This window comes from Streptomyces sp. NPDC044003 (assembly GCF_056435185.1).
The window spans coordinates 203,602-227,319 of record NZ_JBWKFA010000004.1 but is presented as its reverse complement, the minus strand read 5'-3'; the positions used below and the strand labels follow the sequence as shown (position 1 = coordinate 227,319).

Annotated in this window: 24 protein-coding genes; 15 read left to right on the top strand and 9 right to left on the bottom strand. The window is 71.8% G+C overall.

The features are described from left to right. Window positions 1-11: 11 nt before the first annotated feature. Together AC07AW_RS18155 and AC07AW_RS18150 are read right to left on the bottom strand one after the other, a co-directional pair. Window positions 12-461, bottom strand: a complete 450-nt coding sequence (locus AC07AW_RS18155; RefSeq protein ID WP_478816477.1) for an ATP-binding protein — start codon at window positions 459-461, stop codon at window positions 12-14. A 70-nt stretch (window positions 462-531) separates the two neighbouring features. Beyond that, entirely contained in the window at window positions 532-864 is a 333-nt protein-coding gene (locus AC07AW_RS18150) for an STAS domain-containing protein (RefSeq protein WP_478816476.1), read from the bottom strand. A gap of 222 nt (window positions 865-1,086) precedes the next feature. On the opposite strand from AC07AW_RS18150, the gene AC07AW_RS18145 reads away from it, so the two are divergent. Beyond that, window positions 1,087-1,500 (top strand): hypothetical protein, encoded by a 414-nt coding sequence (locus AC07AW_RS18145; protein ID WP_478816475.1) that lies wholly within the window; start codon window positions 1,087-1,089, stop codon window positions 1,498-1,500. 2 nt (window positions 1,501-1,502) lie between these two features. Here AC07AW_RS18145 and AC07AW_RS18140 read toward each other — a convergent pair whose 3' ends face one another. Beyond that, on the bottom strand, window positions 1,503-2,432 hold the full coding sequence (locus tag AC07AW_RS18140; protein WP_478816474.1) for a SigB/SigF/SigG family RNA polymerase sigma factor: 930 nt from the start codon (window positions 2,430-2,432) through the stop codon (window positions 1,503-1,505). Window positions 2,433-2,617: 185 nt separating this feature from the next. Between AC07AW_RS18140 and AC07AW_RS18135 the strand changes: the two genes are divergently transcribed. Continuing rightward, window positions 2,618-2,959, top strand: a complete 342-nt coding sequence (locus AC07AW_RS18135; RefSeq protein ID WP_478816473.1) for a DUF3040 domain-containing protein — start codon at window positions 2,618-2,620, stop codon at window positions 2,957-2,959. Between the two features lie 93 nt (window positions 2,960-3,052). On the opposite strand, the gene AC07AW_RS18130 is transcribed toward AC07AW_RS18135, so the two are convergent. Next, on the bottom strand, window positions 3,053-3,208 hold the full coding sequence (locus AC07AW_RS18130; RefSeq protein WP_478816472.1) for a hydrophobic protein: 156 nt from the start codon (window positions 3,206-3,208) through the stop codon (window positions 3,053-3,055). 202 nt (window positions 3,209-3,410) lie between these two features. On the opposite strand from AC07AW_RS18130, the gene AC07AW_RS18125 reads away from it, so the two are divergent. From AC07AW_RS18125 to AC07AW_RS18095, 7 genes are all read left to right on the top strand, one after another. Beyond that, complete coding sequence (locus tag AC07AW_RS18125) at window positions 3,411-3,977, top strand: type 1 glutamine amidotransferase domain-containing protein (protein WP_478816471.1); 567 nt, start codon at window positions 3,411-3,413, stop codon at window positions 3,975-3,977. A 137-nt stretch (window positions 3,978-4,114) separates the two neighbouring features. Further along, a complete protein-coding gene (locus AC07AW_RS18120) occupies window positions 4,115-4,909 on the top strand; it encodes a polysaccharide deacetylase family protein (RefSeq protein WP_478816470.1) in 795 nt (264 codons plus the stop codon). 70 nt (window positions 4,910-4,979) lie between these two features. Then, the gene (locus AC07AW_RS18115; RefSeq protein WP_478816469.1) at window positions 4,980-7,154 is read left to right on the top strand and encodes a TerD family protein; all 2,175 of its coding nucleotides are present in this window, start codon (window positions 4,980-4,982) and stop codon (window positions 7,152-7,154) included. A gap of 215 nt (window positions 7,155-7,369) precedes the next feature. Continuing rightward, a complete protein-coding gene (locus AC07AW_RS18110; RefSeq protein WP_478816468.1) occupies window positions 7,370-8,098 on the top strand; it encodes an HAD family hydrolase in 729 nt (242 codons plus the stop codon). Continuing rightward, window positions 8,095-8,574 carry an N-acetyltransferase family protein gene (locus tag AC07AW_RS18105; RefSeq protein ID WP_478816467.1) on the top strand — a complete coding sequence of 160 codons (480 nt, stop codon included), beginning with the start codon at window positions 8,095-8,097 and terminating at the stop codon, window positions 8,572-8,574. Before AC07AW_RS18110 ends, AC07AW_RS18105 begins: the two co-directional genes overlap by 4 nt. 26 nt (window positions 8,575-8,600) lie before the next feature. Beyond that, a complete protein-coding gene (locus AC07AW_RS18100) occupies window positions 8,601-9,578 on the top strand; it encodes a transposase (protein WP_478816466.1) in 978 nt (325 codons plus the stop codon). A gap of 147 nt (window positions 9,579-9,725) precedes the next feature. Further along, on the top strand, window positions 9,726-10,031 hold the full coding sequence (locus tag AC07AW_RS18095) for a hypothetical protein (protein WP_478816465.1): 306 nt from the start codon (window positions 9,726-9,728) through the stop codon (window positions 10,029-10,031). 64 nt (window positions 10,032-10,095) lie between these two features. Here the strand turns inward: AC07AW_RS18095 and AC07AW_RS18090 are convergent, their stop codons facing one another. Then, on the bottom strand, window positions 10,096-10,587 hold the full coding sequence (locus tag AC07AW_RS18090) for a carboxymuconolactone decarboxylase family protein (protein ID WP_478816464.1): 492 nt from the start codon (window positions 10,585-10,587) through the stop codon (window positions 10,096-10,098). A gap of 118 nt (window positions 10,588-10,705) precedes the next feature. Here AC07AW_RS18090 and AC07AW_RS18085 point away from each other — a divergent pair, with 118 nt between their 5' ends. The 5 genes from AC07AW_RS18085 to AC07AW_RS18065 all read left to right on the top strand — a co-directional run bounded on the left by AC07AW_RS18085 (window position 10,706) and on the right by AC07AW_RS18065 (window position 16,397). Continuing rightward, on the top strand, window positions 10,706-11,629 hold the full coding sequence (locus tag AC07AW_RS18085) for a pirin family protein (protein ID WP_478816463.1): 924 nt from the start codon (window positions 10,706-10,708) through the stop codon (window positions 11,627-11,629). Window positions 11,630-11,681: 52 nt separating this feature from the next. After that, window positions 11,682-12,026: a GNAT family N-acetyltransferase gene (locus tag AC07AW_RS18080; protein WP_478816462.1), complete on the top strand. Its 345-nt coding sequence runs from the start codon at window positions 11,682-11,684 to the stop codon at window positions 12,024-12,026. Window positions 12,027-12,479: 453 nt separating this feature from the next. Beyond that, entirely contained in the window at window positions 12,480-13,892 is a 1,413-nt protein-coding gene (locus AC07AW_RS18075) for a family 2B encapsulin nanocompartment shell protein (RefSeq protein ID WP_478816461.1), read from the top strand. 300 nt (window positions 13,893-14,192) lie between these two features. Further along, window positions 14,193-15,497: a family 2 encapsulin nanocompartment cargo protein terpene cyclase gene (locus AC07AW_RS18070; RefSeq protein ID WP_478816460.1), complete on the top strand. Its 1,305-nt coding sequence runs from the start codon at window positions 14,193-14,195 to the stop codon at window positions 15,495-15,497. Between the two features lie 15 nt (window positions 15,498-15,512). Beyond that, the gene (locus tag AC07AW_RS18065; RefSeq protein ID WP_478816459.1) at window positions 15,513-16,397 is read left to right on the top strand and encodes a geranyl diphosphate 2-C-methyltransferase; all 885 of its coding nucleotides are present in this window, start codon (window positions 15,513-15,515) and stop codon (window positions 16,395-16,397) included. 56 nt (window positions 16,398-16,453) lie between these two features. Here the strand turns inward: AC07AW_RS18065 and AC07AW_RS18060 are convergent, their stop codons facing one another. Then, window positions 16,454-17,956: an MFS transporter gene (locus AC07AW_RS18060; protein WP_478816458.1), complete on the bottom strand. Its 1,503-nt coding sequence runs from the start codon at window positions 17,954-17,956 to the stop codon at window positions 16,454-16,456. A gap of 156 nt (window positions 17,957-18,112) precedes the next feature. Here AC07AW_RS18060 and AC07AW_RS18055 point away from each other — a divergent pair, with 156 nt between their 5' ends. After that, entirely contained in the window at window positions 18,113-18,592 is a 480-nt protein-coding gene (locus tag AC07AW_RS18055; protein ID WP_478816457.1) for a MarR family winged helix-turn-helix transcriptional regulator, read from the top strand. A gap of 33 nt (window positions 18,593-18,625) precedes the next feature. On the opposite strand, the gene meaB is transcribed toward AC07AW_RS18055, so the two are convergent. The 3 genes from meaB to AC07AW_RS18040 are packed head-to-tail and all read right to left on the bottom strand — an operon-like array spanning window position 18,626 to window position 23,594. Next, on the bottom strand, window positions 18,626-19,609 hold the full coding sequence (meaB, locus tag AC07AW_RS18050) for a methylmalonyl Co-A mutase-associated GTPase MeaB (protein WP_478816456.1): 984 nt from the start codon (window positions 19,607-19,609) through the stop codon (window positions 18,626-18,628). Next, on the bottom strand, window positions 19,606-21,783 hold the full coding sequence (gene scpA / locus AC07AW_RS18045) for a methylmalonyl-CoA mutase (RefSeq protein ID WP_478816455.1): 2,178 nt from the start codon (window positions 21,781-21,783) through the stop codon (window positions 19,606-19,608). The genes meaB and scpA overlap by 4 nt, the downstream gene beginning before the upstream one ends. Beyond that, the gene (locus AC07AW_RS18040) at window positions 21,783-23,594 is read right to left on the bottom strand and encodes a methylmalonyl-CoA mutase family protein (protein WP_478816454.1); all 1,812 of its coding nucleotides are present in this window, start codon (window positions 23,592-23,594) and stop codon (window positions 21,783-21,785) included. The genes scpA and AC07AW_RS18040 overlap by 1 nt, the downstream gene beginning before the upstream one ends. Between the last annotated feature and the right edge of the window lie 124 nt (window positions 23,595-23,718).

The following is a 23,718-nucleotide window of genomic DNA, read 5'->3' as shown; positions in this document are numbered from 1 at the left end:
ACCACTCCACTCTAGGTCGGTCCGACGGCCCGGGCCCGGGCCGGCACCTCCACCTCGAACCAGACGGCCTTGCCGCTGTCCCGGGGGACGCAGCCCCAGGCGGCCGCGAGCCGTCCGAGCAGGTACAGGCCGTGCCCGGAGGGGCGGCCCGCGTGGTGCCGGCCGTGCGGCCTGGGCCGTACCGCGCTCGTGTCGCTGACCTCCACCCACAGCCGTCCCTCGGAGCGGTCGAGCCGCAGTTCGTACGGGACGCCACCGTGCGTGAGCGCGTTGGTGACGACCTCGGAGACCAGCAGCAGCGCGTCCTCCGCGGCCGTCTGCCCGGGATCGCCCGCGGTCCCGAACCAGTCCGTCAGCGCCTGCCGCGTGAGTTCACGGCACTCCCGCACCACCCCGTCGTCGGCCCTCAGCTCGTAGCGGCGAGTACGAGCCGTCGGGGGCCGCATGCGCGGACTGGTCACGTGGTGCGGCTTCCCGCCCCCGGGCCTCCGAACCCTGCCGGGCGCGTCTTCCGGAGACCGGCTGTGCCCGTCACGCCTCCGGGGCGCCGAGCGCGGCGTCGACGTCCTCGTACACCCGGAAGACCTTCAGGGCGCCGGTGATCTCGAAGATGCGGTCCACCGGCGGCCGCAGCCCGGCGAGATCCACGTGCCCGCCCACGGCGAGCAGCCGCAGCCGCGTCCTCAGGAGGAGGTTCAGCCCGGTCGAGTCGCAGAACCGCAGTCCCGAGCAGTCCACGACGAGGCGGCCGGCCCCGGAGTTCGTCTCCAGTGCCTCCCGGAGGGGTTCCGCCGTGTCGTGGTCGAGTTCGCCGTCGAGCGTCAGGACGGCGGTGCCGGGGCGCCGGCCGGGCCGGGTCTCCACGCTGAGACGGTCCGCCCGCGAAGCCCTCGGCGTTCCTGTCCGGCTCGCAGCCTCCATGGGCTCACCGCCTCCTTGCACCTCGCTCCGGGAACCTCCGCGGCTTCGGAGGGCCCTCATCTGTCTTCTGCCCGGTTTCACCCGTTTCTGACATGCGGATCGGTGGAAGCCGGGGCGTCTACCGATCCGCAGACCGGGGTAGCCGCCCGGCTGAAGGAGGGCGTCATGGCGCTGTTCGAACTGATGGAAGTGGCCCTCGCCCCGGACGAGCGGGGCGCCCGCACGCCGTCCCCGGACCTGCGGGCGGTCGAGGCCATGGAACTGCCGGAGGGAGCGACGGTCAGCCTCTCCCTCACCTTCCGCCTGGCGGAAGGGGCCGACGGCCTGGTCTTCGAGGAGACCCGGCGGTACGCGGGGGAGGTGATCCGCACCCGAAGAACCGCGCTCGGCGGATTCCGGGCGGGCGGACCGTACGAGATCCACCTGCCGCCCGAGCGGCTGCCCGTCGGCCGGGCGAGCTGTGGCACGTACGAGGTGAAGGGCCGGTTCCTCGACGCGGAGGGCCGGGTCCTGGCCCGGGAGGACCACCGCTTCCGCCTCGTCCACCAGTCGGCCCCGGAGGAGCCCACCGCAGCGTGACCTCAGGGGCCGCCGTCCTGGAGGAGGCCCTTCCTGAGGTCGCCGAGGATGCGGGTGAGCAGCCGCGAGACGTGCATCTGGGAGAGGCCGATCCGGTCGCCTATCTCCGCCTGGGTGAGCTCCTCGCCGAAGCGGAGTTCCAGGATGCGCCGGTCGCGGTCGTCGAGCCGGGCGAGCAGCGGCCGCAGCGCCGTGAGCGACTCGATCAGTTCGTACGAGGGTTCCGCGTCGGCCAGGTGACGGGCGCCCGCGCCGGTGGCGGAGTCCTCGTCGTCGGCGGGGACGTCCAGGGACCGGGCCGCGTAGCCGTGGGCCGCGAGCTGGCCCTCGGCGACCTCCTCCTCCGTGAGGTGCAGCTCCGCGGCGAGCTCCGCCCGGCCGGGGCGGCGGCCGAGGCTCTGCTCCAGGGCGTCGGCGGCCTTCGCGAGGTCGATCCGGAGCTCCTGGAGCCGGCGGGGGACGCGTACGGCCCAGCTGGTGTCCCGGAAGAAGCGCTTCATCTCGCCGACGATCGTCGGGAGGGCGAACGCGGAGAAGTCGACGGCGCGGTCGGGGTCGAAGCGGTTGATCGCCTTGATCAGGCCGATCGTGCCGACCTGGACGATGTCCTCGACGGGCTCGGCCCGGTTCCTGAACCTCCGGGCCGCGAACTTGACCAGGCTGAGGTTCAGCTCCACCAGAGTGTTGCGGACGTACGCGTACTCCGGCGTCCCCTCGTCCAGCGCCCGCAGCCGTGCGAACAGCGCCACGGACAGGGTCCGGGCGTCGTCCGTGGAGACGGCGGTCGGCCGGGCCGGCTCGGGGAGCCCGTCCAGCGCCCGGCGGCGCGTCGCGGCCCCGGCGGCGGGGATCGTCCCGGTCCCGGGGCGCGGGCCGGGGGCGACGGTCGTGGCGGACGGGGAAAGGTCGGAGCGGTCTCCGGCGGTGGACATGAGGGCTCCTTCGACGGTGGCGAGGGGCCTGCGTCGCAGCCGCGAGGGCGGTGGCGGGGGTCCGTCGGGTGAGCGTCCTGAAGTGAGGATGCCCGGCTTAGAGTGGTTTGACACGGTTCCCCAGGGAAGCCGCGGAGCGACGGCGCGCTCGCGCCGGCCGCGGGGATCGGGAGGAGGTGGCCGCGATGGACGAGGCCGGGCTCTCGGCACACGAGCGGCGCGTTCTGGCGGAGATCGAGGAAGAGCTGAACCGGGACGGGTCGCTCGCGCGCCGGCTGCGCACGATGCGGCGTGTTCCGCGCCCGTCCGTGCCCTCGATCGCCGGAGTCCGCCGTCACCTCTCCTCCCTCGGCGTCGCCTCGCTCGGCGCCACGACGCTGGTCCTGTTCGTCCTCGCCGTCGCCACCGAGGCGCCGGTGCTCATCTGGGCGTTCGCCGCCGTGTGGGTGCTGACCCTGGTCGCCCTGCTGATCCTGGTCGTCCGCTGGGCACGGCGCCGGGCGGCGGAAGCGCGGAAGAAGGAGTGAGTCACCGGGCTCCGGGGCTCCCGGCCCGGAAACGGCACACCGCCGCCCCGGACGCCGTCCGGGGCGGCGGTGTGCGCACTCCGGTCCCGGCACTCACCAGCGGTACCAGCGGCCGCTGCCGCTGCGCATCACGAAGCCGAGCAGCCACAGCACCAGAACGGCGATGGCGATGTACCAGAGGACGTCGACGGCGAATCCCGCGCCGAACAGCACCAGAATCACCAGGAGTACGAGAAGAAGGGGAACCATGGCGGCACCTCCGCTGCCTGCGGGGCCCGGCCGGTCGGTGCCGGCACGGGAACTCGGTATGAGCGCGGTTGCCCGCTTCCCCCGGGAACATGCGCGCCGCCCGGCCGGACACCGCGGCGGCACGGAACGCGACGTTTGAGACGCCCGTGCGGGGTGAGGCGCAGAAGTGGCGGGGGCCACGACACCGGAGAGGAGGCCCGTCGTGTCGCCCGAAGGAAAGCTCGACGGACAGCACGTCCTCGTGCTCACGACGAACTACGGGACCGAGCAGGACGAGCTGCGGAAGCCGGTGGCCGTGCTGCGGGCGAACGGAGCCCGGGTCACGGTCGCCGCACAGAAGGACGAGGCCGTACGGACCTTCGTCTCGGACCGCCGCCCCGGCGCCGAGGTGCAGCCGGACACGACCCTGGCGAAGGCGAGACCGGAGGAGTACGACGCCGTGATCGTGCCGGGCGGCACCCTGAACGCCGACCGTCTGCGGACCGACGCCGACGCGCGCCGCCTCGTCGCGGCCATCGCCGAGGCCGGCAGACCGGTGGCCGCCATCTGCCACGGACCGTGGCTCCTCGTCGACAGCGGGCTCGCCAGGGGCCGCGAACTGACCTCGTACCCCTCGCTCCGAGCCGACCTGGAGAACGCCGGAGGCACCTGGCTGGACCGCGAGGTCGTCGTCGACACCTCAGGACCCCACCCCCTGATCACCTCCCGCAGGCCGCGCGACCTCGACGCCTTCGCGGCGGCGATCGTCCGCGCCCTCGCCGGAAGCTGACCGGCGGTCAGCGGACCGCGCCCCACCTCCCCCTCCCCTCGTCCCGCCAGTTGGTCGGGATTCGGTGAAACCTTCCAGCTCCTCGTACCGTCCTCTCACCAGGGAGACGGTCGGAACCGACGGGGAGTGGGGATTCCATGGGGCAGGGCAAGTACACCGCGCACATAGCCGTGGTGGCTTCGGCAGTGGGACTGAGTCTGGCGGTATGGGGTGCCGCGGCGCTGATGGACAACGAGGCCGCCGCGAAGATCGGGGGCGCGCCGAGCTCGCAGACGCCCGACGGGAAGGCGAAGGAGCCGGCCCAGGTGCGGCCGCAGAAGGTGCCCGAGAGCATCGCGCACGCCGCCGAGGCGGGGGGCTCGGCCGTGAACATCACCATCGACGACGGTCCGGACCCGCGCTGGACGCCCCAGATGCTCGACATCCTCAAGCAGCACGACGTCAAGGCCGTGTTCTGCATGGTCGGCCCGATGGCCCAGCAGCACCCCGAGATAGTCAAGCGGGTCGTCGCGGAGGGACACCGGCTCTGCGACCACACCGTGACCCACGACACGACGATGGACAAGAAGTCCGTCGCGTACCAGAAGCAGCAGATCTTCGACGCGAAGAAGATGATCGAGGACGCCGCCGGGGGAGCGAAGGTCGAGTACTACCGGGCGCCCGGCGGTGCGTTCACCCCGGACAGCCGCCGGCTCGCCGCCGCCGCGGGGATGCGGCCGCTCGGCTGGAACGTGGACACCAAGGACTTCGAGCAGCCGGGCACCGCCTCGATCGTGAACACCGTCAAGAACGAGCTGTCCAACGGGCCCACGATCCTCTTCCACGACGGCGGCGGCGACCGCAGCCAGACCGTCGCGGCCCTGCGGCAGGTCCTCCCGTGGCTCAAGGAGAACGGACACACCTTCAGCTTCCCCGTCCGCACCACCCCCTGAGCCCCTCGGCTCGCCCCCACGGCCCGAAATCCGCATGCACCGGGCCGTGCGGGGCTGACAGCATGCCGGAATGGTCCACGCTCTCGAACGTCTGGTCGTCCGTCACACCCATCGCCTCCCCCTCCCGGCAGCAACCGAGAGCGGAAACGGCGACGTCGCGGCGCGGCGTTTCGACGCCGCCCTGATGTCGGTCGGGTTCAAGCTGTCGGCCGGACTGCTCGAAGGACTGTCCCGGCTGCCGGAGGCGACGGTCGTCGCCCTCGCCGCCCGCACCCTCGACACCGTGCGCGAGATCGTCGGCGACCACGTCCGGCACAACGTGTACTTCGTCGACTTCCCGGCCAACGTGCCCGACACCTTCGACTTCTGGAGGCGCTGCGTCGCCGAGGCCCTCGACGACGACACCGCGCGCCCCAGCGTCCTGGAGCGGCTGCGCGCCGGCGTGCTCGACCTCCTCACCCTCCCCTCGTACGGCACCTACCGCCACACGTACGAGCAGATGCTCGCCGCACACGACGAACTGATCGCCGCGGCGGGCGACCGCATGACGGTCCTGCACCCCGGCGGCACCCTCGACGAGGAGACCACCGCCCTCTACCTGTCCCTGGCCGGCAGCACCACCCCGCTCGGCGACGACCACCTGAGCGACCTCGCGCTCCTCGCCGCCCACCGGGTCGACGGACCCCAGCCCGAGGTGATCCCGATCCGGGAGCACCGCGCCGTCGTCAACCGGGCCCGTCTCGACGCCGGCGCGGACCTCCTCCTGGACACGGTCACCGACGTCCTGCGCCTGGCCTGCGCACTCTCCGACGGTGACGTCGCCCTGCGCGAGCCGACCCGGTTCCGCGCACTGTCCCGGCCCGTCCGCCGCGCCCTGCTCGGCGGCCTCGACGCCGTCGTCGCCGCAGCCCCCGCGAAGCTCGCCGACGTCGCCGCGCACCGCGAGGCGTGGAAGCGCCTCGGCGAGCGGCTGCACCCGCACGAGTACCCGCGGTGGCCGGCCGCCGCCGAGGTCTTCGCCGTCGCCCGGGGCGAGCGGAAGGCGCCCTCCTTCGACAGCCGCGTCGAGGAGCTCCTCGGCCGCGGCGACGTCACCGGGGCGGCCGGACTCCTGACGTCCGCCCCCGGCAGACTGCTGCGCGCCCTGGACCGGCTGCTGCGCGCGGCGGACGGACAGAAGGAACTCGACGCCGTCCTCGCCGCGTTCGAGAGCGCGGTCCCCCAGGCCTCCGGCCGTGTCCTCCTCTCCCTCCGCGAGCACGTCCAGAACCGCACGGGGACGGCGGGGGAGCGGCGGGTCTTCGTCAACCGGCTCGGCGCCGCCTGGGTCACCGCCGACACCCGGCCGCCACTGCCGCCCGCGGTACGGGAGAGCCTGTGCGCCGTCCTCGACGCCGAGACGGGGCGCCGGCTCCCCGCCCCGGGGCACCTGCTCGTCGACCCCGCCGTCCTGGACGTGGCGCTGCCGCTCAGCGGCCGGGCGACCGCGGCGGGGCTCGGCGTCCTGCCGCGCGGTTCCGTCTCGCCCGTCGAGGGCGAGCTGCTGCGCTTCTTCACGTACTGGAAGCAGACCGCCCGCAGTACGGACTACGACCTGTCGGCGCTGGTCCTGGACGAGGACTACGCGACCGTCACCTGGCTCTCGTACACGGCCCTCACCGCCGTCGAGGGCGCGCACTCCGGCGACATCACCGACGCGCCCGACGGCGCCTCGGAGTTCATCGACCTGCGGCTCGGGGCCGTCCGCGGCAGCTACATCGTCCCGCAGGTGAACCTGTTCTCCGGCGAGGACTTCGAGGAGGTCGAGGAGTCCTTCTTCGGCTTCATGCTGCGCGAGAGCGAGCAGGCGGGCCGCCCGTTCGAGCCGCGCACCGTCCGGATGAAGTCCGATCTGCGCGGGCCCGGCCGGGTCGCGCTGCCGCTCGCCTTCGAGCGCGGCGAGGACGGCGGCTGGCGCGCGCGGTGGCTGCACCTGTATCTGAGGGGCACCCCGTCGGCGAACCGGGTCGAGGAGAACCGGGTGTCGGTCGCGGTACTCCTCCGGGGTCTGCTCGCCCGCACCCCGCTGACGGTCCGCCACCTCACCGACCTGATGGCCGCCGACGCCACCGCCACGACCTGGTGGGACGGCTCGACGCTGCCCGACGGACCCGTCACGTACATCGGTCTGGACCGGCCCGCCGGTCTGCCGCCGGGCTCGCGCGTGCTCACTCCCGAAAATCTGCGCGACCTGATCCCCGCCTGACTGCTACGGTCGTCCCGGGCGAGGCCATGAAGAGGCTTCCTTCTCAAAACCCATTGAAATAGCCTCTTCGCTTTCCTCGCCCCTCTGCTTACGACCTCGGGGGAATTTGCGGTCGGGATGTCCCGGTCTGCCGTGATACAGCACCCTTGAATGTGGCCAGTGCTTGGGAGTTGGCCCTGGCGTTGAGCGGGGCGTAGTGGCCAGGATCGTGAGCCATGCGTGCAGTTGTCTTCGACATGGATGGGACGTTGCTGGACAGCGTCCCCACGGTGTCCCGGGCATACGCCGACGCGATTCGGTCGCTCGGCGGCCCGCCGGTTTCGCCGGATGAGGTGGTCGCCGAGTGGCATGTCGGCCACACCGAGTTGGTTCTGGGACACTTTCTCGGCCGCTGCGGCCCTGCCGAGGTCGAGCGCTTCCACGCTCACCTGGATCCGGCGATCGCCGAGTTGCGGCCATTCCCTGGCATACCGGCCTTGCTCGATGAACTCGTCGATGCGGGCCTGCGGCTTGGCGTATTCACAGCAGCCACCCGGCGAGTGGCTCTGAGTATGCTCGCTGCCGCCGGAATCGACGCGCGATTTGCCGTGGTCGTCGCGGGCGACGATGTTGAGAGGCCCAAGCCGGCGCCGGATGGGTTGTTGCTGGCGCAGCGGCAGCTCGGGGTTCCGGCCGAGGCAACCGCATATGTGGGTGATGCCGAAGTGGACCTCGGTTGTGCCAACGCTGCGGGATCGCTCGGAGTGCATGCCAGGTGGGGCGCACGCGCTGGTGTCCGTGGCGGTGCTCACTTGGTCGCAGCGCATCCGTACGACGTGCTCAACCTGCTGGTGGCGCCTCGCAGGCGCACGGGCGACGGCATGGGCGCCAAGGCGACTCTCAGGCTGCGTCCCGCGGATGAGCAGATCAGTTGCGCGCACGCGAGCGAGGAAGGACAGCCGTGATCAGCGTTGGTTCGTTGCGCGAGGACGATCGCGCCGCCTGGGAAGTGCTGGCGCGCGGTTACAAGGCGTACTACCGCACCGCGGTGCCGGACGAGGGGTACGAGGAGACTTGGCAGCGGCTACGGCGCCGCACAGAGTTCCACGGCCTCGGCGCTTGGTCGAACGGGAAGCTGGTCGGCATCGCGCACTATCTGTTCCACCGGACGTTCTGGATGGAAGACAGCTGCTACCTCCAGGATCTCTTCGTCGATGAGGCGGCGCGCGGCCGAGGCGTGGCGCGGACGCTGATCGAGCAGGTGGCCGAGGCATCGCGGGAGAGGGGCGCATCCCGCTTGTACTGGACCACCAAGGAGGACAACACCACCGCCCGCGCACTGTACGACAAGGTGGCGAGCTTCAAGGGGTTCATACGCTACGACTACCCCCTGGCCCTAGCCAGGGGGGAGGTACCGGCGGGTCAGTCGACCGTGACATGAGAAGGTCGGTGCGGGTTGGGTGAGTTGTGAAGCTGACCTGGGCCCGCACGGCCTGCTCCCATCCTGCCCTGTCCGGCGTCTCCCGGGCTCACTTCGGCGAGTTGCTCGCCGAACTCGCCGGCCCGTGGGAGGCGGCACGGCAGTCCACGCTGCGCGTGGCTCGGGGTGGTGAGCGCAAGCGGGCGGCCGGGGCGGGGCGCAGGCCGAAGCTGGTCTTTTGCGACCGGCTGCTACTCACACTGGTGTACCTGCGCCATCAGCTGCCGCATGAGGTCCTGGCCGAGCTCTTCGACGTCGACCGCTCGACCGTCTCGGCGGCGATCCGGCAGGTCCGCCCGCTGCTCGCGGCCCGCGGCTTCGCGGTGCCCGACCGGGCCGGGGTGCGACTGCGGACTCTGGCCGACGTCTTCGCCTACGCCGAGGCCGAGGGCGTCGAACTGCGGCTCGACGGAGCCGAGACCCAGGTCAGGCGCCCACAGACGGGCCGCCCTGGACGCTGCGCCTTCGTCTCGGGCAAGCGGAAGCAGAACACGATCAAGACCACGACGTTCAGCGACGGGCAGGGCCGGATGCTGCTGTCCGGGGTCGTACGGCCCGGCCGGATGCACGACCAGACCGCCGTACGCACTGAGGGCATCGCTGAGCAGTTCCGGCTTCACCCGTCGGTGAGGTTCCAGACCGACGCCGGGTATGCCGGGCTGGCCAAGGAGTTCCCCGACCAGGTCACCGCCCCGCCGAAGAGACCGAAGGACGACGCGTGTGACGGCGACAAGAGGGCCTGGAGCGAGGCACGGCGGCGGCAGTCCTCGGCCCGGATCTGCGTCGAGCACACCAACGCCGAGCTGCGGCAATGGGCGCCCCTGCAACGCTTCACCCGACGCCGTGACACCTACGACGAGACCCATCTGGCGATCGCCGGCATGGTCTCCGACCGCTCCGCGCGGCGCCCCACCCGACGCCGGACGAGCACCGAACTCGTCCTCGTCCACGACAAGGCGAGCTGATCACACACCAGCCGAGCCGCCAGTCCAGCACGTACCGACCCCAATTTCCCCCGGGGTCGTTAGGTGGCGGACCCCCCGTTCGGACGGTGAGAACGGTGAGAGCGGGGGCCGACCGTGTCCCACGGCGGGCGCGTCCGTTGTGAGGGTGTGACCTCAACACGACGCATCTCCTCGATCCTCGCCGTCGCCGCCGCCTTCTCGTGTCTCGGCGCCTCCGCGGCGTCCGCCGCGACCGCAGCCGACACCACCGGGCCGCTCGGCCCCAAGGTGAACCCCGTCAGCGAGCTCGACGCCCTCACGATGACCGGCATCCCCGAGGAGTCCCGGGGGCAGTTCCCCGGCATCGCCGGCCAGCTGGGCGGCCTCAGCCGGGTGAACGAACTGGGACAGCTCCGGCAGCTGACCGACCTGGCGGCGCCCGTCACCGGGGTGCTCCCGGAGATCTCCACCTGACCGATCCGACAAGCCTCCCCGACGCGAAGGTCCGGTGCCCCGACGGCACCGGACCTTCGCCGTGTCAGGCCTTGGGGGAGGCCTCCCGTACGGGATGCTTGCTCAGGATCGAGACCCGGTTGAAGGCGTTGATGGTGATCGCCACCCAGATCACCGCCGAGATCTCGTCCTCGTTCAGGGAGCTGCGCGCCTCGCCGTAGGCGCGTTCCTGGGCGAGGGCGTCGGCGGGGGTGGTGGTGGCCTCCGCGAGGGCCAGGGCCGCGCGCTCCCGCGCCGTGAACAGCGCGGTGTCGCGCCAGGCGGCGAGCACGCCCAGACGGCGGGTGGTCTCACCGGCGCGCAGGGCGGCCCGGGTGTGCACGTCGAGGCAGTACGCGCAGCCGTTGATCTGGGACACACGGAGGTTGACGAGCTCCACCAGGAGGCGGTCGAGCCCCGCGTCCGCGGCGGTCGCGCGGGCGGCCTCGGCCGTCTGGACGAGGGCGTGATAGGCCTTGGGGCTCTGCTTGTCGACGTAGACCCGCCTGTCCACAGGGGCTCCTGCCGTGTCGCTCACCGTGCGCTCCTTCCCGAGGCCCGATGGCCTCGTCCGCCGACCGTGCGTGTCACCGTCGCAGGGGCTATCATCGTCCATGATTGTTGAAAATGGAACTACTTCCATGGAGGGGTCGGCGATGAGCACCACGGAGATCGAGGTCCTGACCGCGCGGGACGTCCCGCTGGGCGGGCCGCGGGCCATGACCGTACGGCGTACGCTCCCGCAGCGGGCCCGGACGCTGATAGGGGCCTGGTGCTTCGCCGACCACTACGGCCCCGACGACGTCGCCGAGTCCGGCGGCATGGACGTCGCACCCCACCCGCACATCGGGCTGCAGACCGTGAGCTGGCTGTTCAGCGGCGAGATCGAGCACCGCGACAGCCTCGGCAGCCACGCGTACGTACGGCCCGGAGAGCTGAACCTCATGACCGGCGGCCACGGCATCAGCCACACCGAGGTCTCCACCGCCCGCACCACCGTCCTGCACGGCGTACAGCTGTGGGTGGCCCTCCCCGAGGAGCACCGCGACACCGCCCGCGACTTCCAGCACCACGCCCCCGGGACCGTCCGCGTCGACGGCGCGGACATCCGGGTCTTCCTCGGCTCGCTCGCCGGCTCGACCTCCCCGGTCCGCACCTTCACCCCGCTCCTCGGCGCCGAACTCCTCGTCGACCCGGGCGCGACCGTCACCCTCGCCACGGACCCCGCCTTCGAGCACGGCCTGCTCGTCGACACCGGTACGGTCCGCCTGGGCGGCACGCTCCTGCGCCCGGCCGAACTGGGATACGCCCCCACCGGGGCCGACACCCTGACCCTGACCAACGAGACGGACGCCCCCGCACGCCTGGTCCTGCTCGGCGGGACCCCGTTCGAGGAGGAGATCGTCATGTGGTGGAACTTCATCGGCCGCAGCCACGAGGACATCGTCGAGGCCCGCGACGCGTGGGGGAAGGCCTCCGACCGCTTCGGCGAGGTAGAGGGCTACCCCGGCGACCGCCTCCCCGCCCCCGCCCTGCCCAACGCCCGGATCGCACCCCGCAAGAACCCCGCGCGGCGCTGACGCGCGGCGCTTCCCGCTTCCGAACCGCACCTCCTCGCGAAAGGCACTCCCCATGACCGAGCAGACCGCCACCGCCCCCGTCGTCCGGCGAGTGGACCCCCGCCACCGGTACGAGATCCTCGTCGACGGCAAGCGCGCGGGCCTGACCGCCTACCGCGACCGCGACGACCGGCGCGTCTTCTTCCACACCGAGGTCGACGACGCCTACGCGGGCCAGGGCCTGGCCGCGATCCTCGTCGAGCAGGCCCTCACCGACGTCCGCGCCTCCGGGATGCGCATCGTCCCCGTCTGCCCCTACGTGGCGAAGTTCCTCAAGAAGCACGAGGAGTTCGCCGACATCACCGACCCGGTGACGCCCGAGATCCGCGAGTGGCTCGACGGACAGCTGCGGCGCTGACCAACTCCCCGAAGGGCCCCCCGGAGCACCCCCCCGGAGCACCACCGGAGAACCCCCGGAGCGACCACTCTCGGGGTGACCACCCGTCAACGCGGCGCACGCGGTGGCGCACGCTTCCTCCGTATGGCCGGTTGCGTGCGACCGGGCCCGTGCGCCCCCCTGAGCCGGGGAGGCCGAACGGGCGACCGAACCGGCGGACCCGGCGCGCGTCGCTGGCCGACTCTCGACCGGTTGGCCAGAACATACTGGTCATCGACTTAAACATCGTTTCGAGCAAGATCACTGCAAGGAGGTAATGCCCTCGGACTCTTCGAGCGAGGCGGGCTCGGCGGCCGTTACTGTTCCCCGAGATCTGGACGGATTCCCGGATCTTCGCCCCCCTTTCACCTTCTTTCACCGGATTTCTGCGCACCCGTGCGCCGATCGCCGCCTTTGCGAAGGAGAGCTCGCTCGATGACCGTTGACGACCGCCCGGACGTACAGCTGGAGCCGCCCCGGCAGTCCAGTCTGAGCACCGCGGCCGCCCGCAACCTCGCCACCACGACCAAGTCCGCCCCGCAGATGCAGGAGATCAGCTCCCGCTGGCTGCTGCGGATGCTCCCCTGGGTGGAGACCAAGGGCGGCGCCTACCGGGTGAACCGCCGGCTGAGCTACACGGTCGGCGACGGACGCATCGAGTTCGTCCAGGACGGCTCCCGCGTCCGCGTCATCCCCCGCGAACTCGGCGAACTCGCCCTGCTGCGCGGCTTCGAGGACGTCGACGTGCTGAACGCCCTCGCCGACCGGTGCGTTCAGCGCGACTTCAGCGCCGGTGAGGTGCTCGTCCAGCGCGGTGCGCCCGCCGAGCGGATCCACCTCATCGCCCACGGCCGCGTCAGCCAGACCTCCGTCGGCAAGTACGGCGACGAGGTCGCGGTCTCCACGCTCGCCGACGGCGACCGCTTCGGTGAGAACGCCCTGCTCGACGGCGACGCCGGCTGGGACTACACCGCGACCGCCGAGACCTCCGGCACCCTGCTCACCCTCTCCCGCGCCGACTTCGCGAACATCCTCTCCTCGGCGCCGAGCCTCCAGGCCCACATCCGGGACTTCAGCTCGCTGCCGGACCAGCGGCAGAACAAGTACGGCGAGGCCGAGATCGCCATGTCGGCCGGCCACAAGGGCGAGGCCGACATCCCCGGCGCCTTCGTCGACTACGAGCTCAAGCCGCGCGAGTACGAGCTCTCCGTCGCCCAGACCGTCCTCAAGGTCCACACCCGGGTCGCCGACCTCTACAACGGGCCGATGAACCAGACGGAGGAGCAGCTCAGGCTCACCATCGAGGCGCTGCGCGAGCGCCAGGAGCACGAGCTGATCAACAACCCGGAGTTCGGCCTGCTGCACAACGCCGACTTCAAGCAGCGGATCCAGCCGCACTCCGGCCCGCCCACCCCGGACGACCTCGACGAGCTCCTCTGCCGCCGCCGCAGCACCAAGCTCTTCCTCGCCCACCCCCGCACGATCGCGGCGATCGGGCGCGAGTGGAACCGCGCCGGGCTCTACCCGGACACCGTCGAGCTCCACGGGCACCGGGTCCCGGCCTGGCGCGGGGTCCCGATCCTGCCCTGCAACAAGATCCCCATCAGCAAGGAGAACACCAGCTCGATCCTCGCCATGCGTCTCGGCGAGGACAACCAGGGCGTCATCGGTCTGCGCCAGACCGGTCTCCCCGAGGAGTACGAGCCGGGCCTGTCCGTGCGGTTCATGGGCATCAGCGAGCAGGCGATCATGTCGTACCTCGTCACGACGTACTACTCCGCCGCCGTCCTGGTCCCGAACGCGCTCGGCGTACTGGAGAACGTGCAGATCGCGCGCAGGCGCGACTAGGGCCTGTCTGACAATCCCCGTCGGGTCCGGCCCGCCCGGCACGCACGATCGCCGCACGGCCGAAACGCCCAAGTAGCTCCTCCCCCACTCTCGGCTTCGCTCGAGCGGGGGGACCCCCATCGAGGGCGTCCCGGCCGCACGCCGCTCGCGCGCACCGGACGACCCGGCCTGATCCGACGCGAATTGTCAGACAGGCCCTGGACCCTGCCCCCGCAGGCCACCACCACCCGGACCATCCGGGACGGGCCCGCGTGCCCGGATGCTCCGGGGCGGCCCACCCACCTCTCCAAGGAGTCACGGATGCCCGATCCCGGGCTTTCCCCTCTGCAGTCCAGCCTGCCCGGCGCCGCGGCCTCGTTCACCGCCCGCGTCCTCGCCGACGCGGCGGCCCACGGCCACGCCGTACCCCACCTCCCCACCGAGACACCGGCCGTCCCGACGGTCCCCCACCCGGAAGCCCCCACCGCGGCCCCCGCCGTCGACCCCGTCGCCGTGGCCCCGCCGGCCCGGCCCGGCCCGGGGTGGGTCCTGCGCGGTCCCAGCGGACTGGGTACGGCAGGGCTGTCCCTGGTCCCGCGCGCGGAGCCGCCGGCACCCCCGGTGGCGCCCGTCGCGGCGCCGGCGGACGCCCTGATCATCCCGGGGCTCTACTGGCACCCGGTGCCGGAGCCCGACCCGGTGCGGGTGGAGGAGGTCAGCCTCCGGATCAAGAACTGGGCGGTCGACGAGGTCCAGCTGTTCCCGGAGGACTGGGAGGGCCAGTTCGACGGGTTCTCCGTCGGGCGCTACATGGTCGCCTGCCACCCGGACGCCCCGACCGTCGAGCACCTCATGATCGCCACCCGGCTGATGGTCGCCGAGAACGCCGTCGACGACATCTACTGCGAGGACCACGGCGGTTCGCCCATCGGCCTGGGCGGACGTCTCCTCCTCGCGCACACCGCCCTGGACCCGCTGTACTCGACGGCGGAGTACCAGCCGCAGTGGGCGGAGTCGCTCCACGCGGACGCGCCCCGGCGGGCCTACAGCTCCGCCATGGAGTACTTCGTCCGGCAGGCGACCCCCTCCCAGGCCGACCGGTTCCGGCACGACATGGCCCGGCTGCACCTGGGCTACCTCGCCGAGGGCGCGTGGGCCGAGACGGACCACACGCCCGAGGTGTGGGAGTACCTGGTGATGCGGCAGTTCAACAACTTCCGGCCGTGTCCCACGATCACCGACACCGTCGGAGGCTACGAACTCCCCGCCGATCTGCATGCCCAGCCGGCCATGCAGCGGGTCCTGGCGCTCGCCGGAAACGCCTGCACCATCGTGAACGACCTGTACTCGTACACCAAGGAACTCGCCAGCCCCGGCCGGCACTTGAACCTGCCCGTGGTGCTCTCCGACCGGGAGAACCTCTCGGAGAAGGACGGGTACCTCAAGGCGGTCGAGGTCCACAACGACCTCATGCGCGACTTCGAGGCCGCCTCCGCCGAACTGGCCGCCACCTGCCCCGTCCCGAGCGTGCTCCGCTTCCTGAAGGGCGTGGCCGTGTGGGTCGACGGCAACCACTACTGGCACCAGACCAATACCTACCGCTACAGCCTGCCCGATTTCTGGTAAGAACGGATTTCATCTGTGACCAACACCGAGCTCCCCACCGTCAACGGCACCTCCGCGTTCGTTCCCGGCCCGGCGACGCCGTACCAGGGAGACATCGCCCGTTACTGGAACGCCGAGGCCAGGCCCGTGAACCTGCGCCTCGGTGACGTCGACGGTCTGTACCACCACCACTACGGCATCGGCGCCGTCGACCACGCCTCCCTCGGGGACGTCGAGGACAGCGAGTACGAGAAGAAGCTGATCACCGAGCTGCACCGCCTGGAGTCGGCCCAGGCCGAGGTCCTCCTGGACCACCTCGGAACGATCGGCAGCGAGGACACCCTCGTCGACGCGGGCTGCGGCCGCGGCGGTTCGAGCGTCATGGCCCACCAGCGCTTCGGCTGCAAGGTCGAGGGCGTCACCCTCTCCTCCACGCAGGCCGAGTTCGGCAACAGGCGCGCCAAGGAGCTGGGCATCGAGGACCACGTCCACGCCCAGGTCTGCAACATGCTCGACACCCCCTTCGAGAAGGGCTCCATCGCCGCCTCGTGGAACAACGAGTCGAGCATGTACGTCGACCTGGACGACCTGATGGCCGAGCACTCCCGGTTCCTCAAGGTCGGCGGCCGCTATGTGACCATCACCGGCTGCTGGAACCCGAAGTACGGCCAGCCCTCGAAGTGGGTCTCGCAGATCAACGCGCACTTCGAGTGCAACATCCACTCGCGCCGTGAGTACCTGAAGGCGATGGCCGACCACCGGCTCGTCCCGCAGGCCGTCATCGACCTGACGCCGGACACCCTGCCCTACTGGGAGCTGCGGGCCACGTCCTCGCTGGTCACCGGCATCGAGGAGGCGTTCATCGAGTCGTACAAGGACGGCTCCTTCCAGTACGTCCTGATCGCGGCCGACCGCGTCTGACCCGACGGCGTACGGAAGAGGGGCGGGGCCGTCGTCCGACGGGCCCGCCCCTCTCGTCATGCCGCCGCCGTCTCCTTCTCGGAGGTCTCGGCGGTCTCGGCGGCCGGTGCGCTCACCCGCTCGGTACGGGGCGCCTGGCCGGTCCGCAGGCCGAGCCGGGCGATGACCGCGACCAGCGCGAAGGCGGCGGCGCCGATCCAGAAGGTGAGGGTGAAGCCGGACTCGGCCGGGAGGGCCGGGACGCCGGCGGGCAGGTGCTCGATCGTCTGCGAGGCGAGGATCGTGGTGACCACGGCGCTGCCGACCGCGCTGCCGGTGGAGCGGGAGATCGAGTTGATGCCGTTGGCGATGCCGCTCTGGTGGTGCGGGACGCTCGCCATGATGACGGCGGGCATGGCCGCGTAACCGAAGCTGACGGCCGCGCCGACGATCACGCCGGCACCGATCACCGAGGCGGTGTGGCCGTGGTCGAGGGCGAGCCAGCCGAAGCCGACGGCGCCGAGCGCGGCGGCCAGGGTCAGCGCCGTGCGCGGGCCGCGGTGGCGGACGAGGCGGCCGCCGATCGGCGAGGCGAGCAGCGAGACGATCGCGCCGGGCAGCAGGAACTCCACGGAGGCGCGGAGGATCGACGCGCCGAAGCCGTAGCCGGTGAGGGCCTCGGGCATCTGGACGAGGTACGAGACGCCCAGGAAGTTCGCGAACATGCCGAAGCCGACGAGGATGCCGGCCAGGTTGGCCATGAGCACCGGCCGGTGCACGAACATCCGCATGTCGACGAGGGGCTCACGGACCTTGAGCTCGGTGAACACCCAGACGACGGTCATGACGGCCGCGGCGGCGAAGCTGCCCAGGGTGCGGCCGGAGGTCCAGCCCCACTCGTGGCCCTGCGAGATCGGCAGCAGGAGCAGCAGCAGGGTGGCGCCGAGGGTGAGCGCGCCGAGGAAGTCGGTGCGGCCGCCGGTCTTGTGGCGGGTCGCGGGGACCAGGAACACGACGGCGAGCAGGGCGATCGCGGCGAAGCCGGTGGCCATCCAGAAGGCGCTGCGGTAGTCGGCGTCGGAGCCGGAGGTGAGCAGGCCGGTGGCGACGAGCGCGAGGCCGCTGCCGAAGGCGAGGGTGCCGCTGACCAGGGACATCGCGCCGGGCAGCTTCTGCGGGCGGACCTCCTCGCGCAGCACGGACAGGGCCAGCGGGAAGATCGCGGTGGCGGCGCCCTGGAGAACGCGGCCGAGGATCAGCAGGGGGAGCGAGGTCGCCAGGGCGGCGACGACGGAGCCGGCCACCATGACGCCGAGGACGGCGACGAGGGTGGGCTTCTTGCCGTGCTGGTCGCCGAAGCGGCCGAGCAGCGGGGTGAAGACGGCGGCGGAGAGCAGGGTGGCGGTGGTGACCCAGCTGACGTTGGCGGCCGAGGTGCCCAGGTCGGCGCGGATGAGGCCGAGGATCGGGACCGGCAGGGTCTGCATCATCGACACGACCATGGCGGCGAGGCTCAGCGCGAAGACGACGAGCGTCTCGCGCCGGGGATCGGCGGCGGGCGGGGTGGTCTCGTGACTCATGTGTGGGGGACCTTCTCGGTGCTTCACGTCGTAGATGTTTGACGTCATCAAGTAATACGACGAAGGTAGGCCCCGATGCTTGAGGAGGTCAAGTAAATGCTTGAGGTGCTTAAGTAAATAATTGATAATGTCAAGGATCTTGAGTACGCTCGAACCATGAGCGCGACGACCCCCGAGACGACGCCCACCAAGCTCCAGCTGCTTGAGCTCCTCGCCGCCATCGGCACGGCCCAGTGGCGCGACTTCGCCGCGGCCGCCGCCCACCACGGGCTGACGTCCACGCAGGCCAAGGTCCTCGCCCAGCTGAACGGCCCGCTGCCGATGCGCGCCCTCGCGACCCTGCTCGTCTGCGACGCCTCGAACGTCACCGGGATCATCGACCGCCTGGAGGGGCGCGGCCTGGTGCGCCGCGAGCCCGACGCCTCCGACCGGCGCGTGAAGAACGTCGTGGCGACCGACGAGGGCCGGGAGGTCATCCGGCGGGTCCGCGAGGAGATGCAGGCCACCCACGGCGCCCTCGACACGCTCGGCGCGGACGACAGCGCCACCCTGTACGCCCTGCTCGCGCGGCTGCGCCCGGGCATGGAGAAGGGCGCCCGAGAGCGGCTGGACCCCGGCATGGAGAAGGGCGCCTGACGGGAGAACCCGTCCAGGCGCCCGTACCCCGTCTCAGTCCCGGCGCTCCCCGAAGGTCTTCAGGATCTCCTCGGCGGCCAGCGTCGCCGTCAGCTCGCCGTCCCTGACCCGCCGCTCCAGGGAGGGCGTGACGTCCTGGACGGCCGGGTCGGCGCTCAGCCGCCGCAGCAGCTCCTCGCGGACCATCGTCCAGGTCCAGTCGACCTGCTGGTCCTGGCGCTTGGCCGCGAGGCGGCCGGTCGAGTCGAGCAGCGCGCGGTGCTGCCGCAGCCGGTCCCAGACCTCGTCGAGCCCGGCCGACTCCCGGGCGCTGCAGCTGAGCACCGGCGGCGTCCAGACCGCGTCGGCGCCGTGCATGAGCCGCAGCGCGCCCGCCAGTTCACGGGCGGCGGCGCGGGCGTCGCGCTCGTGCGGGCCGTCCGCCTTGTTGACGGCGACCACGTCGGCCAGCTCCAGTACGCCCTTCTTGATGCCCTGGAGCTGATCGCCCGTACGGGCCAGGGTGAGCAGCAGGAACGAGTCGACCATGTTCGCGACGGCGGTCTCGGACTGGCCGACGCCCACCGTCTCCACGAGCACCACGTTGTAGCCCGCGGCCTCCATGACGACCATCGACTCGCGGGTCGCCTTCGCGACCCCGCCGAGCGTGCCCGCGCTGGGGGAGGGGCGGACGAAGGCCGCCGGGTCGACGGCGAGCCGCTCCATCCGGGTCTTGTCGCCGAGGATCGAGCCGCCCGTACGGGTCGAGGACGGGTCGACGGCGAGCACCGCGACCCGGTGGCCGAGCCCGGTCAGCATCGTCCCGAACGCGTCGATGAAGGTCGACTTCCCGACCCCGGGCACCCCGCTGATCCCGATCCGCACGGCCTTGCCGCTGTGCGGCAGGAGCTCGGTGAGGAGCTCCTGCGCGAGGGCCCGGTGCTGGGGGCGGGTCGACTCGACGAGGGTGATCGCACGGGCGATCACCGCCCGCTTCCCGTCGAGCACGCCCTTCACATACGTGTCGAGACCGATCACAGCTCGTGTCCGAGGTCGGCCGCGAGCCGGGTCACCAGGTCGTGGGCCGCGTCGGGGATCACCGTCCCCGGCGGGAACACGGCCGCCGCACCCATCTCCAGGAGCGTCGCCACGTCCTGCGGCGGGATGACGCCGCCGACCACGATCATGATGTCCTCGCGGCCCTCCGCCGCCAGCTCCTCGCGCAGCGCCGGCACGAGGGTGAGGTGACCCGCGGCCAGCGACGAGACCCCGACGATGTGCACGTCCGCCTCGACGGCCTGACGCGCCACCTCGGCCGGGGTCTGGAACAGCGGGCCGACGTCCACGTCGAAGCCCAGGTCGGCGAAGGCGGTGGCGATGACCTTCTGGCCGCGGTCGTGCCCGTCCTGGCCCATCTTGGCGACCAGGATGCGCGGCCGGCGCCCCTCGGCCTCGCCGAAGGCGTCGACCAGGGCCCGGGTGCGGTCCACGGAGGGGGACTCGCCTGCTTCGTTGCGGTACACACCGGAGATCGTACGGATCTGGCCGGCGTGCCGTCCGTAGACCTTCTCCAGGGCGTCCGAGATCTCGCCGACGGTGGCCTTGGCCCGGGCCGCGCGCACGGCGAGCTCCAGGAGGTTGCCGTCGCCGCCGCCGGCGGTGCGGGTGAGCGCGTCCAGCGCGTCCCGGCAGGCGGTCTCGTCGCGCTCCTCGCGCAGCCGCCGCAGCTTGGCGATCTGCTGGGCGCGGACGGAGGAGTTGTCGACCTTGAGGACGTCGATCTGCTCGTCGGACGCCACCCGGTACTTGTTGACGCCGATCACCGGCTGCCGTCCGGAGTCGATACGGGCCTGGGTGCGGGCCGCGGCCTCCTCCACGCGCAGCTTGGGGATGCCCGCGTCGATGGCCTTGGCCATGCCGCCGGCCTGCTCGACCTCCTGGATGTGCTTCCACGCGCGGCGGGCCAGGTCGTAGGTGAGCTTCTCGACGTACGCGCTGCCGCCCCAGGGGTCGATGGTCCGGCAGGTGCCGGACTCCTGCTGGAGGAGCAGCTGGGTGTTGCGGGCGATGCGCGCCGAGAAGTCGGTGGGCAGCGCGAGCGCCTCGTCGAGGGCGTTGGTGTGCAGGGACTGGGTGTGGCCCTGGGTGGCGGCCATCGCCTCCACGCAGGTCCGCGTGACGTTGTTGAACACGTCCTGAGCGGTCAGCGACCAGCCGGAGGTCTGCGAATGGGTCCGCAGGGACAGCGACTTGGCGTTCTGCGGGTCGAACTGCTTGACCAGCTTCGCCCAGAGCAGCCGGGCCGCGCGCAGCTTGGCGATCTCCATGAAGAAGTTCATGCCGATCGCCCAGAAGAACGACAGGCGCGGTGCGAACGCGTCCACGTCGAGCCCGGCCGCCCGGCCCGCGCGGATGTACTCCACACCGTCCGCGAGCGTGTACGCCAGCTCCAGGTCGGCCGTCGCGCCCGCCTCCTGGATGTGGTACCCGGAGATGGAGATGGAGTTGTAGCGCGGCATCCGCTCCGAGGTGTAGGAGAAGATGTCGGAGATGATCCGCATCGACGGCCCGGGCGGATAGATGTACGTGTTGCGGACCATGAACTCCTTGAGGATGTCGTTCTGGATGGTCCCGGCCAGCTTCTCGGGCGGTACGCCCTGCTCCTCGGCGGCCACGATGTACAGCGCGAGGATCGGAAGGACCGCGCCGTTCATCGTCATCGACACGGACATCCTGTCCAGCGGGATGCCGTCGAACAGCTGACGCATGTCGTAGATCGAGTCGATGGCCACGCCGGCCATGCCGACGTCACCGGTGACGCGCGGGTGGTCGCTGTCGTAGCCGCGGTGGGTCGGCAGGTCGAAGGCGACCGACAGGCCCTTCTGGCCGGCGGCGAGGTTGCGCCGGTAGAAGGCGTTCGACTCCTCGGCCGTGGAGAAACCGGCGTACTGACGGATCGTCCAGGGCTGGTTCACGTACATCGTCGGGTACGGGCCGCGCAGGTACGGGGCCATGCCCGGGAGCGTGTCCAGGAAGTCCAGGCCCTCCAGGTCCTGCCCGGTGTAGAGCGGCTTGACGGCGATGCCCTCCGGGGTCTCCCACAGCAGGTCGTCACCGCCCGCCGCCTTCTTGACGGCCGAGCGCCACTCGTCGGACCCGCCGTCGGCGGCCTGTGCCCCGAGCTCGATCCCGGAGAAATCGGGGATGGACATCAGGACACTCCCATGCGGTCGAGGGCGGTGGAGAGCAGGGCGACGGCGTCACAGCCGGCGAAGACGTACGAGTCGACACCGGCGTACGACGCGGGGCGCCCGGCCAGGAGGACGTGCTCGGCCCCGGCCGCGCGCAGCTCCCCGGCGGTGGCCTCGGCCTGCTCCTCGTACAGCGCGTCGCTGGAGCAGAGGCAGGCCTCGCGGGCGCCGCTCTCCTCGAAGGTGCCCTCGGTGACGGCCTCGATGCCGCCCGCCTGGAAGAGGTTGGCGGCGAAGGTGAGCCGCGCCGAGTGCGCGGCGGCCGGGCCGAGTGCGGCCAGGTAGACGCGGGGGCGGGCGCCGGTCGCCGCGAGGTGGGCGTCGGAGCGGGCGCGCAGCGCCTCGTACGCCTCGTCGCGCCGGACGCGGGGCAGGCCACCGGAGAGCGGGTCGGGCGCGGGCGCCCGGTCGACGGGCTTCTCCGCGAGGTGCGGGAACTCGCTGACGCCGGTGATGGGTTCGCGGCGGGTGGCGAGCTTCCTGCTGCGCGCGGCCCAGGTCTCGGCGAGCCGCTCGCCGATCAGGCCGGAGCGCAGCGCGGCCTCCTGGCCGCCGGCCTGCTCGATCTTCTGGAAGAACTCCCAGGCAGCGTGGGCGAGTTCGTCGGTGAGACGCTCCACGTACCAGGAGCCGCCCGCGGGGTCGATGACCCGGGACAGGTGGGACTCCTCGATGAGGACGGTGGAGGTGTTGCGGGCGATGCGGCGGGCGAAGGCGTCGGGCAGGCCGAGCGCGTCGTCGAAGGGGAGCACGGTGACGCTGTCGGCGCCGCCCACCCCGGCGGCGAGGGTCGCGATGGTGGTGCGCAGCATGTTCACCCAGGGGTCGCGGCGCGTCATCATCACCGGCGAGGTCACCGCGTGCTGGCGCTGCGCGCCCGCCTCGGGGGCGCCGCAGGCCTCGGCGACGCGCGCCCACAGGCGGCGTGCGGCGCGCAGCTTCGCGATCGTCAGGAACTGGTCGGCGGTGGCGGCGTAGCGGAACTCCAGCTGCCCGCAGGCCTCGGTGACGCTGAGTCCGGCCTCGGTCAGACCGCGCAGATAGGCGACGCCGGTCGCGAGGGAGCAGCCGAGCTCCTGCGCGGCCGAGCCGCCGGCCTCGTGGTACGGCAGGGCGTCCACGGTCAGGGCCCGCAGCCCCGGGTACGTGTCGGCGCAGCGGCGGGCCAGGCCGGCGACGGAGGCGAGGTCGTAGGCCGGGCGGCCGGTGCGGGCCTCGTGGCCCAGCGGGTCCGCGCCCAGGTTGCCGCGGGCCGCCTCCGGGGCGACACCCCGCTCCTCGTACAGCCGGAGGAGCCGCTCGGCGGCCGCCTCCGTCTCGTCGCCCGCGTCGAGGACGACGGGCGCGAGGTCGAGGTAGACGCCTTCGAGGGCGCCGTCGAGCGAGGACACCGGGATGCCGTTGCCGCCGACGCCGAGCCAGAGGGAGGTGACGCCGTTCTCCAGGTCGGCGAGGACGGCCTCGCCGTCGGCCGTGAGGTGCCGCTGGCGCACGTCCCAGCCGCCCACGGTGTTGCCCTCGGCGCGCCCGCCGCGCACGAAGGGCGCGAAGCCGGGGAGGCCGGGGTCGGGCGCGGAGTCGCGCGAGGTGTAGAGCGGGCGTGTGCCGAGGCCGTCCTCAAGGAGGGTGGACAGGGCGTCCTCGGCGGCGGCGCCGGAGACCTCCTTGCCCGACTTGCGCAGGACACCCGCCACGAGGTGTTGCCACTGCTCATGTGGCGCGTCTGGGAATTCGGACGCCAGGGAGAGCCCGTCGTCAGGCAGGACCGTCATGGCTCGGATGCTAGGGGAGATCGACAAAGGAGCAGGAGGGCGTACGACTGTGACCTTCTTCTCTTCGCCGAGATGGATTAGGTTAGGCTTCCCTAAGTTGCAAGGTCCTCGTCATCCTTCTCCC

Coding starts and splice junctions, on each gene's coding strand:
- AC07AW_RS18110 (WP_478816468.1), top strand. CDS start 7,370: ATGCGTGCAGTTGTCTTCGACATGGATGGGACGTTGCTGGACAGCGTC.
- AC07AW_RS18075 (WP_478816461.1), top strand. CDS start 12,480: ATGACCGTTGACGACCGCCCGGACGTACAGCTGGAGCCGCCCCGGCAG.
- AC07AW_RS18040 (WP_478816454.1), bottom strand. CDS start 23,594: ATGACGGTCCTGCCTGACGACGGGCTCTCCCTGGCGTCCGAATTCCCA.
- AC07AW_RS18080 (WP_478816462.1), top strand. CDS start 11,682: ATGACCGAGCAGACCGCCACCGCCCCCGTCGTCCGGCGAGTGGACCCC.
- AC07AW_RS18085 (WP_478816463.1), top strand. CDS start 10,706: ATGAGCACCACGGAGATCGAGGTCCTGACCGCGCGGGACGTCCCGCTG.
- AC07AW_RS18140 (WP_478816474.1), bottom strand. CDS start 2,432: ATGTCCACCGCCGGAGACCGCTCCGACCTTTCCCCGTCCGCCACGACC.
- AC07AW_RS18115 (WP_478816469.1), top strand. CDS start 4,980: ATGGTCCACGCTCTCGAACGTCTGGTCGTCCGTCACACCCATCGCCTC.
- AC07AW_RS18060 (WP_478816458.1), bottom strand. CDS start 17,956: ATGAGTCACGAGACCACCCCGCCCGCCGCCGATCCCCGGCGCGAGACG.
- AC07AW_RS18145 (WP_478816475.1), top strand. CDS start 1,087: ATGGCGCTGTTCGAACTGATGGAAGTGGCCCTCGCCCCGGACGAGCGG.
- AC07AW_RS18055 (WP_478816457.1), top strand. CDS start 18,113: ATGAGCGCGACGACCCCCGAGACGACGCCCACCAAGCTCCAGCTGCTT.
- AC07AW_RS18070 (WP_478816460.1), top strand. CDS start 14,193: ATGCCCGATCCCGGGCTTTCCCCTCTGCAGTCCAGCCTGCCCGGCGCC.
- AC07AW_RS18120 (WP_478816470.1), top strand. CDS start 4,115: ATGGGGCAGGGCAAGTACACCGCGCACATAGCCGTGGTGGCTTCGGCA.
- AC07AW_RS18135 (WP_478816473.1), top strand. CDS start 2,618: ATGGACGAGGCCGGGCTCTCGGCACACGAGCGGCGCGTTCTGGCGGAG.
- AC07AW_RS18130 (WP_478816472.1), bottom strand. CDS start 3,208: ATGGTTCCCCTTCTTCTCGTACTCCTGGTGATTCTGGTGCTGTTCGGC.
- scpA (WP_478816455.1), bottom strand. CDS start 21,783: ATGTCCATCCCCGATTTCTCCGGGATCGAGCTCGGGGCACAGGCCGCC.